Here is a 14,759-nt window from a genome sequence, read left to right on the forward strand (position 1 = left end):
TGTCGATAGCCTGGCATCGTGACCGACACCCGCGGCAAGCGTCCCAAAGAGGCGGCCGCCGAAGCGCGTGCGCACGAGGAGACCCTGCGCGAGCGGTGGGAGGCGACGCAGGAGAGCCTGCGCGAGCGCTTCGACGAGCCGATCAACCGCGCGACCCTGATCACGCAGCGCACCCTCGCGTGGTTCCCGGTCCGGGTCTGGCGGCACTTCCTGCAGCACAACGGCTTCCTGCTCGCCGCCGGGGTCAGCTATCAGGCGCTCTTCGCCTTCTTCGCGGCGATCTACGTCGCGTTCGCGATCACGGGGCTGTGGCTCGGCGGAAGCCCCGAAGCGATCGATGCGCTGATCCAGGCCATCAACAACTACATCCCCGGGCTCATCTCCGACACGCCGGGTAGCGGGCTGTTCACCACCGAGCAGGTCACCCAGATCGCGACGAGCAGCACCACGACGCTCGGAATCACGGGCGTCATCGCGCTCGGCACCCTGATCTGGACCGCGATCGGCTTCGTCACCTATGCGCGGCGCGCCGTCCGCGACATCTTCGGGATCGCTCCGGACCGTCGCAGCTACTTCCTGCTGAAGGCACGCGACCTGCTCGCCGCCGCCATCTTCGGTGTGGCGCTGCTCTTCGGCGCGGCAGCCACCTCGGTCGGAACGTGGGCCCTCGGACTCCTGTACAGCCTTCTCGGCGCGGGCGAACAGACCCCCAGCTACGACTTCAGTGTGCGCCTCGCATCCATCGTCGTCTCGTTCGCCCTGTACTCGGGCGCCCTCGTCGCCCTCGTCAAGTTCCTCACGGGCACGCAGCTGAAGTGGCGACGGATCTGGCCGGGTGCGCTGCTCGGCGGTGGCGCGATCACCGTGCTCCAGGTCGGGGCCGGCTGGCTGCTCATCTACACGCCGAGCAACCCGCTTCTGGCGACGTTCGCGATCTTCGTCGGTCTGCTGCTGTGGTTCCGGATCATCGGCATCATCATCCTCGTGGCCTCCGCGTGGATCGCGGTGGCCGCGGCCGACAAGGACGTTCCCCTCATTCCGGTGACCGAGGCCGAGCGTCTACGGCAGGAGCACGCCGCACTGCTCGTGGCCGCGCAAGTGCGCCTGCGCACCGCGAAGGACGAGCGCGCGAGCGCGCCGTGGTTCCGCATCCCGTTCGCCGATCGAGCGGTCGCGCACGCGCAGTCCGAACTCGCGCAGGTCGAGGCATCCACTCCCCCACCCGCGCCGACGAAGAAGCGCAAGCCGTCGACCTCGCGCGTCGGAGGCGCCGGATAGGCTGAAAAGCGTGTCTCGCCGCGTCCGCATCGCCTCTGTCAACGTCAACGGAATCCGCGCGGCGACGCGCAAGGGAATGCTCGAGTGGCTCGCCGATGCCGACGTCGACATCATGGCGCTGCAAGAGGTGCGGGCCCCCGCCGACGAACTCGCGAAGGCTCTGCCCGGGTGGGAGCTCGTGAACGACGAAGCCCTCGCCAAGGGGCGCGCGGGCGTCGCGGTGGCATCGCGATCGAGCTCCGTCGAGGTGCGACGCGTGCTCAGCGACGATGAGACACTCGACTCCGCCGGTCGCTGGATCGAGGTCGATTTCGACATCGACGGCGAGCGCCTCGCGGTGGTGTCCGCGTACGTCCCGACGGGCGAGGCCGGAACGCCGAAGCAGGACGCCAAGTGGGCGTTCCTCGACGCGATGGAGAGTCGGATGCCGCGGCTCGCCGCCGAATCGCCGCTCGCGCTCGTCATGGGCGACCTGAACGTCGGGCATCGCGAACTCGACATCCGCAATTGGAAGGGCAACGTCAAGAAGGCGGGCTTCCTGCCGCGCGAGCGGGCGTACTTCGACCGCTTCCTCGGTTCCGGCGTTTCGGTCACGGGCGTCGACGGCTCGACCGGGCCCGGGCTCGGGTGGGTCGACGTCGGCCGACGCTTCGCCGGTGAGGTCGACGGGCCGTACTCGTGGTGGTCCAACCGCGGCAAGGCGTTCGACAACGACACCGGCTGGCGCATCGACTACCACCTCGCGACGGCAGGGCTCGCGCAGCGCGTGACCGACTACCGCATCGTGCGCGCCTCGGCGTGGGACACCCGGTTCAGCGATCACGCTCCCGTCGTCGCGGACTACACGCTCGGGCTCTGACCGATCCGCACGAGCACGGTGCCGCGCTTGCGGCCGGTGTCGACGTACTCGTGCGCCGCACGGATGTCGTCGAACTCGAAGACGCGGTCCAGCACCGGCTGGATCTCGCCCGCCGCCATGCGCGCGGCGAGGTCGCCGAGCATGGCGCCCGTGATGACCCCGACGCTCTCGATGCGGCGGATACCCCCGCGAACGGGTCGCAGCTTCGCGCCGGTCATGCCGACCAGGTCGGTGATGACGAGCAGCAGCGCTCCCCCGGGCACGATCGCCCTCCTCGAGCGGGCGTACGGGGCGTTGCCGACGCATTCGACGACGATGTCGTACACCGGGCCGGCGTCGGTGAAGTCCGCACGGGCGTAGTCGACGACGTCGGTCGCGCCGAGGCCGCGCACGATCTCCGCGTTGCGCGCGCTCGTGACCCCGGTCACGATGGCGCCCGCGCGCACCGCGAGCTGCACCGCCGCTGAGCCGACGGCGCCGGACGCCCCGTTGACGAGAACCTTCTGCCCCGGCGCCACCCCGGCGGTGTCGAGGAAGGTCCGCGCGGTGCCGAAACCGAACGGCACGGTCGCGGCATCCTGCAGGGACAGCTCGTCCGGGATGCGTGCGATCGATCCTGCCGCGCGCACCGTGACGAACTCGGCGTGGCAGCCGAACCTCGCCCCGCGCAGGAGCACGACACGGTCACCGGGCGCGAAGTCCGTGACGTCGGCCCCCACCTGTTCGACCACGCCCGAGGCATCCATCCCCAGCACGGGGTGCTTCGGCGTGCGCCACCCCAGGGCGGCTGTCACGGGTAGCTTCAGGCCGCGCGGCACATCGCGCGCCCGCACGCGGTGGTCGGCGATGCTCACACTCGCATAGTGCACGCGCACGAGCACCTCGTGGGACGCGGGCACCGGTCTGGTCACACGCTCGAGCGCGACCTCCTGCGGGCCGCCGAAGCGGTGGAACGCTGCGGCGCGCATGGTCTCGGTGCGGGTCTCGTTGATGGTCATGGTGCACTCCTTTTGCCTTACGCTGTAAGTCTTACGTCGTAAGGTAGCGTGGAGCGGACGCGATGTCCAGCACTTTCCGCGCGCTGCAGCGGGTCGTCGGCCGACGTCGATAGCGTGGACGAGAAAGGCGGTGGACATGCCGGGAGCCGTGAAGGCCTCGCGACGCGAGCCGCTCACGCGGGAGCGGGTGTTCCGCGCAGCCATCGAACTCGCCGACGAGGAGGGCCTCGAGGGCCTCACGATGCGGCGGCTCGCCGAACGCCTGTCGGTCGAGGCGATGTCGATCTACCACCACGTGCGCGGCAAAGACGCGGTCCTGTCGGGAGCGCTCGAACTCGTGTACGCCGACGTCACCGCCGAAGCCGCCGCCGAACCCGCGCCGCCGACGGAGGGGTGGCGACCGCTGCTCCGCCAGCGCATCCTCGTGGCCCGCCGCATCCTGCTCCGCCACCCGTGGGCCCCGCGTGCGCTCGAGACGCACGGAGTGATGACCCGCTCGCTCGCAACGTGGGTCGACGGCAACATCGCGGCGATGCGATCGGGCGGTCTGTCGTACGACCTCATCCATCACGCGATGCACACCCTCGGCAGCCGCCAGTGGGGGTTCTCGCAGGAGCTCATCCTCGCCGACTCGTCCGATGCCAAGGTCGACCCTGAGGCCGCAGCGGCGATGGCGCCATGGATGCCCCACGTCATCGAGATGCTGCAGGACGTCGTGCACGACGACCCCGACAGCATCATCGGCTGGTGCGATGACCAGGCCGAGTTCGAGTTCGCGCTCGACGTGCTGCTGGACGGGATCGAGGCGCGGCGCTGAGCCGCGGCATCCCTTCTCTAGACTGGACGGATGAGCAAACCCCGTCTGTACTCCGGCATGCAGCCCTCGGCCGACTCGCTTCAGGTCGGCAACTACATCGGGGCGCTCATGCAGTGGCGGGATCTGCAGGAGGCGTACGACGCGTTCTTCTCGGTCGTCGACCTGCACGCGCTCACCCAGCCGAACGATCCGGCCGAGCTGCGCGAGAAGACCCGGCGCACGGCCGCGCAGTACATCGCCGCCGGCATCGAGCCGTCCAAGTCGACGCTGTACGTGCAGTCGCACGTGCCGGCGCATCCCGAGCTCGCGTGGATCCTCTCGACCATCACGGGCTTCGGTGAGGCCGGACGCATGACGCAGTTCAAGGACAAGTCGTCGCGGTACGGCGCCGACACGACCTCGGTCGGGCTCTTCACCTACCCGATCCTGATGGCGGCCGACATCCTGCTGTACCAGACCGACATCGTGCCGGTCGGCGACGACCAGAAGCAGCACGTCGAGCTCACCCGCGACCTGGCCGAGCGCTTCAACGCGCGGTACGGCGAGACCTTCAAGGTGCCGATGCCCGTCATCCAGCAGGACACCGCGCGCATCTATGATCTGCAGAACCCCACGGCGAAGATGTCGAAGTCGGCGGAGTCGGATGCCGGAACCCTCTGGCTTCTGGACGACCCGTCCGTCTCGGCGAAGAAGGTCATGCGGGCGGTGACCGACTCGGAGGGGGCGGTGCGCTACGACCGCTCCGAGAAGCCGGGGGTCTCGAACCTGCTCGTGATCTATGCGGCGCTGACCGGCCGGCAGATCCCGTCGATCGAGGACGAGTACGCGGGCCGCGGCTACGGCGACTTCAAGAAGGGTCTCGCCGAGGTCGTCGTCAACGAGTTCGGGCCTGTGCGCCAGCGCGCGCTGGATCTGCTCGACGATCCTGCCGAGCTCGACCGGGTGCTCGCGGCGAACGCCGCGAAGGCCGAGGCCGTCGCCGACGCGACGCTCGACGACGTCTACGACAAGGTCGGCTTGCTCCGCCGCCGCTGAGCTGGGCGCCGCGCGCCCTGTCGCTCCGCGCACCCGGTTCCGCTCCACGCCCGTGTCTGCGCGCACAACTCCTGCATTCCGACGCTCGACCCGGACGGAAGTATCCGAAGCGGCGAGGAACTGCACGGATTGCAGGAGTTGTGCGCCGCCCTCAGGACCGCCGACCTGCGGCACGCCCCGCCCGTAGCGCGTCGCGGAGCACTTCCACGACCCATTCCGGGCGGTACAGGATGTCCTCCGCGAGCAGACGAATCGTCGAGAATCCCTGTCGTGCCGCCTCGGCGTCCCTTCGGCGGTCGCGCTTGTGCGCCTTCCAATCCGAGTGATGCGCCTCGCTGTCGCACTCGATGACGAGCCAGCCCCCGACCAGGAAGTCGACCCGACCGACAGCGGGAATGTCCACCTGCAACTCCGGCGACTCTCCGAGGCCTCGCAGGATGAGGCGCACGAGAGTCTCCGTGCCGGACTCGCTGCGCGGATCCAGATGGCGACGAAGCACGTGGCAGCGTTGCGGCAACCGGGTGAAAACCTCGGCGATGCCTGCGTCATCGACCCAGCCCTGGTGCCACGCGCTGTCAAGCGACGCGATGGCCGCTCGCGGATCCTGGCACACGACGGCCTGCGCAAGCGCCTCGATCAGATCGGCATCGAGCCGGCCCGCCGGCGACGCGCTGTCGCGCCAATGACACACCACGCCGCTCGCACGGGCCGGCAGTCGACTGGCAGCGCGATCCGCCTGCACGTGCTGCCGCTGCGCGGAGCGGACGAAGATGCCCCTCTCGGCGAGGAGAGAGACGCAGTCCACGCGGACGCCCAAGGCCGCCGCCGCTCGAAACGTGGGCGTCACGTCCGCCCGGATGTATCGACCCTTCCGCACCCGAACCAGTCCGCCGCTCGCCACGAGTCTGTCGATTCGGCTTCGACTGAGGCTCATCGCGCGCAGTTCGGCGTAGGTGTGGACGACGGGAGGTGGGCCAGGAACTCTCTTCACGACCCGAGGGTGCGCCGCGGAGCGGATTGTCCGTGGTCGATCGTGCGGGTCGGTGGAAGGGTTCCCGTGCGACTCGGGCTGGGGAGGAGTGGGCGCACAACTCCTGCAATGTGGCGGCCGCGATCCACCTGGACCCATCAACCAGCTCCAACGCCGGGGTTTGCAGGAGTTGTGCGCGCAAGGACTCGGCGTCCGTCGCGGGTAGCCTGGGCCGATGCAACCGGTCACGCTGCGCACGGAGCGACTCGTGCTGTCGCTCCCGACGGCGGGTGACATCGATGAGATATACGCGGCCTGTCAGGATCCCGACATCCAGCGCTATACGACGGTTCCGTCGCCCTACGAGCGGAAGCACGCCGAAGGGTTCGTGCCGCACGTCGCGACGAGCTGGCAGGCCGGCACCGAGCTGACGTGGGCCATCCGCGACGGATCGACCCTCGCGGGGCTCATCGGGCTCTACCGCGTCGCGAACGGCGCAGGCGAGATCGGCTATTGGATGGCGCCGGAGTCCCGCGGCCGCGGCCTGCTCACGGAGGCAGCCCTCGCGGTCGTGGACTGGGGCTTCGACGAGCTCGACCTGCAGCGCATCGAGTGGCGCGCGGTCGTCGGCAACACCGGTTCGGCGCGCGCTGCGCAGAAGCTCGGATTCACCTACGAAGGGATGCTGCGCCAAGCGCTCAGCAGCCCGCGCGGCCGCGACGACGGCTGGATCGCCGGGCTGCTCACGGATGACGACCGCACCCCGAAGCCCTGGCCGGTGCTCGAGGCCTGACGCAGCCGGCAGGCATGGCCGCGCGTGGGCACCGCGTGAAAGGATGGCCGCATGCCCGAGATGCCGGAAGTGCAGGGACTCGTCGAGTTCCTCCGCGGCCGCGTGAGGGGCCTCGAGATCACGAAGGCCACCGTCGCGAACATCGCCGCGCTCAAGACGTACGATCCGCCGATCACGGCACTGCAAGGCGCGACGATCACGGGCGTCGAGCGCCACGGCAAGTTCGTCGACATCGCGACCAGCGGTCCGCACCTCGTCTTCCATCTCGCGAAAGCCGGCTGGCTGCGGTTCACCGATGCGCTCGCCCCGACGCTCATCCGCCCGGGCAAGACGCCCATCGCCCTGCGCATCGCGCTCAGTGACGGCTCGGGCTTCGATCTCACCGAGGCGGGCACGAAGAAGTCGCTCGCGTATTACATCGTGAACAACCCCGCCGACGTGCCCGGCGTGGCCCGGCTCGGTCCCGACCCGCTCGACGACACGTTCGACCGCGACGCCCTGGCAGCGCTCCTGAAGGAGCGCCGGACCCAGATCAAGGGCGTCCTGCGCGACCAGTCGATCATCGCCGGCGTCGGCAACGCCTACTCCGACGAGATCCTCCACGCCGCGAAGATGTCACCGTATGCACTGGCCTCGAGCCTGAGCGACGACGACGTCGATCGCCTCTTCGCGGCGATGCGCCAGACGTTGACGGATGCCGTGGCCGAGGCATCCGGAAAGCCGCCCGCCGAGCTCAAGGACGCCAAGCGCCGCGGGATGCAGGTGCACGGCCGCCGCGGCGAGAAGTGTCCGATCTGCGGCGACGAGGTGCGCAGCGTCTTCTTCGCCGACAACTCGCTCGAGTACTGCGCGACGTGCCAGACGGGCGGCAAGATCCTGGCCGACCGCCGACTCAGCAGGCTCCTCAAGTAGCCGGCTTCGACAGGCTCGGCACGGGTCAGACGTCGTTCGTGCCCGCGAGGACCCGGGCATCCTCATCGACCCAGTCGTAGGACTTCGAGACCGCTTTGCGCCACATGCGCACGCGCCGCTCACGCTCCTCTTCACCCATGCGTGGCTCGAAGCGCACACCCTCGCGCCAGTGCGTGCGGAGCTCGTCGCGGTCCTTCCAGACGCCCGTCGCGAGGCCCGCCGCGTACGCGGCGCCGAGCGCCGTCGTCTCGATGACCTCGGGCCGCACGACGGGGATGCCGAGGATGTCGGCCTGGAACTGCATCATGAGCTCGTCGCGCGAGCCTCCGCCGTCGACGCGGAGCTCGTCCAGGGCCGTGCCGGTGTCGGCGACGATCGCGTCGATGACATCCCGCGACTGGAATCCGGCGGCTTCGAGGGCCGCCCGGGCGATGTGCGCCTTGTTGACGTAACGCGTGAGACCGACGAGCGCGCCGCGCGCATCGGGTCTCCAGTACGGGGCGAACAGGCCCGAGAACGCCGGGACGAAGTACGCTCCCCCGCTGTCTTCCACCGTCGACGCGAGGCGCGAGACCTCGGGCGCCGACGAGATGATGCCGAGGTTGTCGCGCAGCCATTGCACGAGCGAGCCGGTGACGGCGATGGACCCCTCGAGCGCGTACCGCGCGGGCTCGTCGCCGCATTGGTAGGCGAGCGTCGTGACGAGTCCGTTCTGCGAGCGCACGATGTCGGTGCCGGTGTTGACGAGCAGGAAGTTGCCCGTGCCGTACGTGTTCTTCGACTGCCCCGCGTCGAACGCCGCCTGCCCGAAGGTCGCGGCCTGCTGGTCGCCGAGGATGCCCGCGATCGGCACGCCACGGGCGGCGACCGGCTCGTGCACCTCGCCGACGACGCCCGAGGACGGCACGATCTCGGGCAGCATCGCGCGCGGGATGCCGAACGCCTCGAGCAGTTCGTCGTCCCATGCGAGCGTCTCGAGGTCCATGAGCAGCGTGCGGCTCGCGTTCGTGACGTCCGTGACGTGGATGCCGCGGCGCGTGTCGCCCGTCAGATTCCAGATCACCCACGTGTCGGGCGTGCCGAACAGCAGATGTCCGGCCTCGGCATCTGCGCGCGCCCCCGGCACGTGCTCGAGGATCCATGCGATCTTCGACGCCGAGAAGTATGTCGCGAGCGGCAGCCCGGTCTTGGCGGCGAAGCGGTCGGTGCCGCCGCTCGCCGCGAGGCGGTCGATCGCCTGCTGTGTGCGGGTGTCCTGCCAGACGATCGCGTTCGCCACGGGGCGACCCGTGCGCTTGTCCCACACGATCGCCGTCTCGCGCTGGTTCGTGATGCCGAGTCCCGCGATGTCCCCCGCCCCGAGGCCTGCCGAGTCGAGGGCCGTCGCAATGACCCACTGCGCGTTGGTCCAGATCTCGATGGGGTCGTGCTCGACCCACCCCGCGCGCGGGAAGATCTGCTCGTGCTCGCGCTGCGCCGTGGTGACGATTGCACCCTTCGCATCGAAGACGATCGCACGGGTCGATGTCGTCCCCTGGTCCAGGGCCAGGACGTGCTCTGCCATTCCGCCTCCTCGCGGGTGAGTGACACCGCCAGGCTAGCGGGCGTCGACTGCTGACCAGGACGGGTCGGCCGCGTGCACCTTCGCGAGCGCGCGACCTGTTTCGATGGCGACGGATGCGGCATCCCACCTCATCACGGGGGCGATCGCCTCGGCGATCTCGGTCGCCGAGGCGTGCGACACGCGACCGGTGAACGCGAGGGACGTCCGCCGCTGCAGGATGTCGTCGAGGTGCACGACGCCCTCGGTTCGCGCGAGGTGACGCAGTTCGCCCGTGCTGTAGCCGGGCACCGTCTCGAGCGGGCGGTCCTCGGCATCCAGTCCTGCGATGACATCCGCCGCGACCGTGCCGTAACGGTCGAGCAGGGTCGCCGTGCGGGCGCTGCCGATCCCGCTGTCGTGCGCGTCGATCCACTGCCGGCGCGCACGCTCGGTCGCGGGGAACCCGCGGCCACCGCCGATCGCGAGACCCTTCGTCGTGCGGCGGCGCGGCCGCGCCAGCAGATCCAGGACGCGGTCCGCGAGGTGCTCGGCCGATGCGCGGAAAGTCGTCCACTTACCGCCGACGAGGCTCAGCACGGTCGGGCCGTTCGTGCCTGCGAGGAGCTCGGCTTCGATGCGGTAGTCGCGCGAGACGAAGCCGGGCGCGAGGTCGCCGTGACCGGGCAGCGGGCGCACACCCGAGAAGCGGTACACGATCTCGCTGCGGTCGATCTCGACGGCCGGCAGCACCTGATTCACGAGGGCGAAGAAGTAGTCGACCTCGGCCTCGGTGCACACGATCGGGTCGGCCATGTCGTGCTCGAGGTCGGTCGTGCCCACCAGCACCCGGCCCTTGAGCGGGTAGATGAGCACGATGCGGCCGTCGGTCGCCTCGAAGAACAGCTCGCGACCACCCGTCGCCGCCAGCAGCGCGGGGTTGTCGAGAACGATGTGCGAGCCCTTCGTACCGCCCATGTAGGCCGTCGGGTCACCGAGTGCGAGGTTCGTGACATCGGTCCACGGACCCGATGCGTTGACGACGACGGATGCCGTGAACTCGACCTCTTCGCCGGACTCGGCGTCGCGCAGCACGACCTTCTCGCCGTCCGCACCGACCGCTGCGGTGTAGTTGGCGGCGCGCGCCTCGCCGGCACCTGCCGCCAGGCCGTCGGCCAGCAAGTCGATCGCGAGGCGTTCCGGGTCGTGCAGCGAGGCATCCCAATACGTGGCCGTGTACCTCACTGCAGGGTTGAGCTGCGGCAGCTGGGCGAGCGATCGCCGGCGACCGTGGAAGGCGTGCCGGGGCACGCGGCCGCCGCCCCGCGAGAAGGAGTCGTAGATCACGAGGCCGATCTTGATGAGGATCGCACCGCGCTCTCGCGGTCTGCCCGCACCATGGCGCAGGAACCGCAGGGGCGCACTCAGGATGCCCGAGAACGTCGAGTAGATCGGGATCGTCGTCTGCAGCGGTCGGACGAAGTGCGGCGCGGTGCGCAACAGCGCGTTCCGCTCGGTCACGGCTTCGTGCACGAGCCGGAACTCGCCGTTCTCGAGGTAGCGGATGCCGCCGTGGATCATGTGCGACGACGCAGCCGATGCGCCGCTGACGAAGTCCGCGCGCTCGACCAGCGCGACATCCACCCCCTGCAGCGCGAGATCGCGGAACGTCGCGAGTCCGTTGATCCCGCCGCCGATGATGAGCACGTCCGCGTAGGGTCGCTCGCGCAACGCGGCGAACCCGATCCTGCGATCCGACATGGCACCCCTTCCCCTCCTCCAGGCTACGTCCGGATCGGGATGCCTCAGCCCACCCGCGCCGGTTCACCGCATTCATCCAGCGTCATGGAATGAACCCGACCGCGAGGCGTTGGGTAGACTCGTGAGCATTACGTGCTCCGGGGTCGGTGGGAATCCGAACCGGCGGTCATAGTCCGCGAGCCGACGCAGATCCTGCCGAGGCTGATCCGGTGGAACTCCGGAACCGACGGTGATGCGATGGTCAGCCATCGCTAGTCCGGATGGGAGGCGCACGAAGGCATCCGACGAGTGTCGGACGCCGCATCTTCCCGTTGCCCCCGGAGTCCGAGAACTCGGAACCAGGATGGAACGGATGACGGCGAACGACGCGGAGCGGCAGGCCATGCGCCGTGCGCTCGAGCTCGCTGAACGCGGCCCCCGCGGGATCAACCCGCAGGTAGGCGCCGTGCTCCTGTCGCCGACGGGCGACGTGATCGCCGAGGGCTGGCACCGAGGCGCCGGAACGCCGCACGCCGAGGTCGACGCGCTCGCGAAGACCGATGCCGCGCGCGGCGCGACGGCCGTCGTGACCCTCGAGCCGTGCAACCACACCGGGCGCACGGGGCCCTGCTCCGAGGCCCTCATCGCCGCCGGAGTCGCGCGGGTCGTCTATGCCGTGGACGATCCCGGCGAGCACTCGTCCGGCGGTGCCGAGCGCCTGCGTGACGCGGGAGTGGACGTGGATGCCGGCGTGCTGGCCGAGGAGGCGGAAGACCTGCTCGCGTCGTGGCTCACGCTGCAGCGGCTCGGTCGCCCGCACGTCACCGTCAAGTGGGCGCAGAGCCTCGACGGGCGTGCGGCCGCGGACGACGGCACGAGCCAGTGGATCACGGGTCCGGACGCGCGGGCCGATGTGCATCGCCGCCGCGCGGAGGCCGACGCGATCGTCGTCGGCACCGGCACCCTGCTCGCCGACGATCCCGCACTGACCGCGCGGCAGGCCGACGGCACGCTCTACGACAACCAGCCCATCCCCGTCGTCCTCGGCGCCCGCGCCGTGCCCTCGGTGGCGGCAGTTACGCGGCATCCGCGTCCCTACTTCCAGCGATCGGGCGACGACCTGGCAGCCGTCCTCGCCGAACTCGGCGGCCTCGGCGTGCAGCGCGTCTTCATCGAGGGCGGTCCGACGCTCGCGAGCGCGTTCGTGCGCGCCGGCCTCGCCGACGAGATCCTCGCCTACGTCGCACCCGTGCTGCTCGGCGGCGGTCGACTCGCCCTCGGCGACGTCGGTGTCGGCACGATCGCACAGGCGCGACGGCTGGCTGTGGCATCCATCCAGACCCTCGGCGACGACCTCTTGATCGTCGCCCGCCCCGCCTCCGAAGGAGCCAGCTGATGTTCACGGGAATCGTCGAAGAGATCGGCGCCGTCACGGCCGTCGAGCCGTCGGGTGACGGCGTACGGGTCACGGTCCGGGCGCCGAAGGCGGTGTCGGATGCCGCGCACGGCGACTCGATCGCGGTGAGCGGCGTGTGCCTCACCGTCGTCGATCAGGGCGAGGACTGGTTCACCGCCGACGTCATGCGCCAGACATTGGACATGTCGACCCTCGCGGGCGTCGCGCCCGGCCGTGTCGTCAACCTCGAGCGGGCGACCGCCGCGCACGGACGCCTGGGCGGCCACATCGTCCAGGGGCACATCGACGGCACGGGCCGGATCCTCGACGTGCGTCCTGGCGCTGAGTGGCGCGTGCTGCGGGTCGAACTGCCCGCCGAGCTCGCCCCGCTCGTCGTCGACAAGGGCTCGATCGCCGTCGACGGCGTCTCGCTCACCGTCTCGGCCGCGTCCCCGGCCGACGAGCCGCAGCAGTGGTTCGAGGTCTCGCTCATCCCCGAGACGCTCGCCGCGACGACGCTCGGCGCCCGCGAGGTCGGCGACGCCGTCAACCTCGAGACCGACATCCTGGCCCGCCACGTGCAGCGGCTGCTCGCTTTCACCCCTCAGAAGAACTCGAACGAAGGAGGCTCGCGATGAGCCTTTCCACCATCCCCGAAGCCCTTGCGGCCCTGCAGCAGGGCAAGCCCGTCATCGTCGCCGACGATGAGAACCGCGAGAACGAGGGCGACATCATCATCTCGGCCGAGCTCGCGACGACCGAATGGCTCGCCTGGACGATCCGCTGGTCCAGCGGATTCCTCTGCGCACCGATGCCCGCCGACTGGGCGGATCGGCTCGATCTGCCGCCGATGGTCGCGCAGAACGAGGACTCGCGCGGCACCGCCTACACGGTCAGCGTCGACGCCGCCGACCGCGTGTCGACGGGCATCAGCGCGGCCGACCGCTCGCACACGCTCAACGTGCTCGCCGACCCCGCGTCGACGCCGCTGAGCGTCATCCGTCCGGGCCACATCCTGCCGCTCCGCGCCGTGGACGGCGGTGTGCGCGAGCGCGCCGGTCACACCGAGGCGGCCGTCGACCTCATGAAGCTCGCGGGTCTGCAGCCCGTCGGCGCGATCGGCGAGGTCGTGGCCGAGGACGGTTCCATGATGCGCCTGCCCGGCCTGATCGAGCTCGGCGAGCGCGAGGGTCTTCCCGTCATCACGATCGAGCAGCTCATCGCGTACCTCGACGAGGTGCAGCCGGTGGATGCCGCGCCCGCACACAAACGTCGGGTGAGCCTGCGTGCCGAATCGCACGTCCCGACCTCGCACGGCGAGTTCCGATTCCTCGCCTACAAGGACCGCATCACGGGCACCGACCACCTCGCCGTCGTCTCGGGCGACCTGACCGACGACGCACCGCTCGTGCGCGTGCACTCGGAGTGCCTGACGGGCGAAGCGTTCGGGTCGCTCAAGTGCGAATGCGGCCCGCAGCTCGAAGCCGCTCTCGACGCGATCGAGCAGGACGGCGGCGTCGTCATCTACATGCGCGGCCACGAGGGCCGGGGCATCGGGCTCATCAACAAGCTCCGCGCCTACAGCCTGCAGGAGCGCGGCCTCGACACGGTCGACGCCAACCTCGCCTTGGGCCTCCCGGCCGATGCCCGCGATTACGCGGCGGCCGCCGGCATCCTCTCCGACCTCGGGGTCGAGCGCGTGCGACTGCTGACCAACAACACCGACAAGGTCAAGCAGCTGCGCGACTTCGGTCTCGACATCGTCGAGCAGGTGCCGCTCATCGTGGGCGTCGGCCCCAACAACCACCAGTACCTCGAGACGAAGCGGGATCGCATGGGCCACATCATCGACGAGGGCGAGCTGCGCGACGCGCTCGCCGATCTGCACGAAGGCGCAGAGCGATGAGCGGCGTCGGAGCACCCCAGCCCGGCGAACCCGTCGACGCGACGGGGCTTTCGGTCGTCGTCATCGCCGGCACGTGGCACGACGCGATCAGCGACGGGCTCATCGCGGGCGCCGAGCGCGCGCTCGAGGCATCCCACGCCTCCTGGCGACTCGTTCGCGTGCCCGGCTCGTTCGAGCTTCCGGTCGTCGCGAAGGCGGCGCTGGATGCCGGTGCCGACGCCGTCGTGGCGCTCGGCGTCATCATCCGCGGTGGTACGCCCCACTTCGAGTTCGTGTCGTCCGCCGCGACCGACGGACTCACGCGCGTCGCGCTCGACACCGGCAAGCCCGTCGGCTTCGGCGTCCTGACGCTCGACGACGAGAAGCAGGGCCTCGATCGAGCCGGCCTCGAGGGCTCGAAGGAGGACAAGGGCTACGAGGCGGCGGATGCCGCGGTCCGCACGGCGCTCGTGCTCCGGGCGCTCCGGGGCTGACCAAGGTCTGCCTTGCTAGCGACGAGGCATCCTCGCGGCCTA

The 14,759-nt window shown here is 70.1% G+C and carries 14 protein-coding genes and 1 riboswitch; of the genes, 10 read left to right on the forward strand and 4 right to left on the reverse strand.

What is annotated here, in order from left to right:
* Nucleotides 1–18: 18 nt before the first annotated feature.
* Both MA876_RS14490 and MA876_RS14495 read left to right on the forward strand, forming a co-directional pair.
* Entirely contained in the window at nt 19–1,278 is a 1,260-nt protein-coding gene (locus MA876_RS14490; RefSeq protein WP_248150893.1) for a YihY/virulence factor BrkB family protein, read from the forward strand.
* Between the two features lie 10 nt (nt 1,279–1,288).
* Nucleotides 1,289–2,137 carry an exodeoxyribonuclease III gene (locus MA876_RS14495; RefSeq protein WP_248150905.1) on the forward strand — a complete coding sequence of 283 codons (849 nt, stop codon included), beginning with the start codon at nt 1,289–1,291 and terminating at the stop codon, nt 2,135–2,137.
* Here MA876_RS14495 and MA876_RS14500 read toward each other — a convergent pair.
* Entirely contained in the window at nt 2,119–3,135 is a 1,017-nt protein-coding gene (locus MA876_RS14500) for an NAD(P)-dependent alcohol dehydrogenase (RefSeq protein ID WP_248150908.1), read from the reverse strand. The two genes, MA876_RS14495 and MA876_RS14500, sit on opposite strands and share 19 nt — an antisense overlap.
* Nucleotides 3,136–3,271: 136 nt before the next feature.
* Between MA876_RS14500 and MA876_RS14505 the strand changes: the two genes are divergently transcribed.
* The gene (locus MA876_RS14505; RefSeq protein ID WP_248150917.1) at nt 3,272–3,952 is read left to right on the forward strand and encodes a TetR/AcrR family transcriptional regulator; all 681 of its coding nucleotides are present in this window, start codon (nt 3,272–3,274) and stop codon (nt 3,950–3,952) included.
* Nucleotides 3,953–3,982: 30 nt separating this feature from the next.
* Nucleotides 3,983–4,987, forward strand: coding sequence for a tryptophan--tRNA ligase (gene trpS, locus MA876_RS14510; protein ID WP_248150920.1), 1,005 nt, complete (start codon nt 3,983–3,985; stop codon nt 4,985–4,987).
* A 151-nt stretch (nt 4,988–5,138) separates the two neighbouring features.
* Here trpS and MA876_RS14515 read toward each other — a convergent pair whose 3' ends face one another.
* A complete protein-coding gene (locus tag MA876_RS14515) occupies nt 5,139–5,792 on the reverse strand; it encodes an endonuclease domain-containing protein (RefSeq protein WP_248150923.1) in 654 nt (217 codons plus the stop codon).
* A gap of 400 nt (nt 5,793–6,192) precedes the next feature.
* Between MA876_RS14515 and MA876_RS14520 the strand changes: the two genes are divergently transcribed.
* Nucleotides 6,193–6,750: a GNAT family N-acetyltransferase gene (locus MA876_RS14520; RefSeq protein ID WP_248150925.1), complete on the forward strand. Its 558-nt coding sequence runs from the start codon at nt 6,193–6,195 to the stop codon at nt 6,748–6,750.
* Between the two features lie 51 nt (nt 6,751–6,801).
* Nucleotides 6,802–7,662 carry an Fpg/Nei family DNA glycosylase gene (locus tag MA876_RS14525; protein ID WP_248150927.1) on the forward strand — a complete coding sequence of 287 codons (861 nt, stop codon included), beginning with the start codon at nt 6,802–6,804 and terminating at the stop codon, nt 7,660–7,662.
* 25 nt (nt 7,663–7,687) lie between these two features.
* Here MA876_RS14525 and glpK read toward each other — a convergent pair whose 3' ends face one another.
* Complete coding sequence (gene glpK / locus MA876_RS14530) at nt 7,688–9,226, reverse strand: glycerol kinase GlpK (protein ID WP_248150929.1); 1,539 nt, start codon at nt 9,224–9,226, stop codon at nt 7,688–7,690.
* Between the two features lie 33 nt (nt 9,227–9,259).
* Nucleotides 9,260–10,963 carry a glycerol-3-phosphate dehydrogenase/oxidase gene (locus MA876_RS14535; RefSeq protein WP_248150932.1) on the reverse strand — a complete coding sequence of 568 codons (1,704 nt, stop codon included), beginning with the start codon at nt 10,961–10,963 and terminating at the stop codon, nt 9,260–9,262.
* 129 nt (nt 10,964–11,092) lie between these two features.
* Nucleotides 11,093–11,239: riboswitch (FMN riboswitch) on the forward strand.
* Nucleotides 11,240–11,315: 76 nt separating this feature from the next.
* On the opposite strand from MA876_RS14535, the gene ribD reads away from it, so the two are divergent.
* From ribD to ribH, 4 genes are read left to right on the forward strand one after another with little or no spacing between them, the layout of a single operon-like run.
* On the forward strand, nt 11,316–12,338 hold the full coding sequence (gene ribD / locus MA876_RS14540) for a bifunctional diaminohydroxyphosphoribosylaminopyrimidine deaminase/5-amino-6-(5-phosphoribosylamino)uracil reductase RibD (RefSeq protein ID WP_248150935.1): 1,023 nt from the start codon (nt 11,316–11,318) through the stop codon (nt 12,336–12,338).
* The gene (locus MA876_RS14545) at nt 12,338–12,976 is read left to right on the forward strand and encodes a riboflavin synthase (RefSeq protein WP_248150938.1); all 639 of its coding nucleotides are present in this window, start codon (nt 12,338–12,340) and stop codon (nt 12,974–12,976) included. The genes ribD and MA876_RS14545 overlap by 1 nt, the downstream gene beginning before the upstream one ends.
* Entirely contained in the window at nt 12,973–14,244 is a 1,272-nt protein-coding gene (gene ribA, locus MA876_RS14550; protein WP_248150941.1) for a GTP cyclohydrolase II, read from the forward strand. Before MA876_RS14545 ends, ribA begins: the two co-directional genes overlap by 4 nt.
* Entirely contained in the window at nt 14,241–14,717 is a 477-nt protein-coding gene (ribH, locus tag MA876_RS14555) for a 6,7-dimethyl-8-ribityllumazine synthase (protein ID WP_248150943.1), read from the forward strand. The genes ribA and ribH overlap by 4 nt, the downstream gene beginning before the upstream one ends.
* The last annotated feature ends 42 nt before the right edge of the window (nt 14,718–14,759 follow it).

Source organism: Microbacterium aoyamense (assembly GCF_023155855.1).
Classification (GTDB): Bacteria; Actinomycetota; Actinomycetes; order Actinomycetales; family Microbacteriaceae; genus Microbacterium; species Microbacterium aoyamense.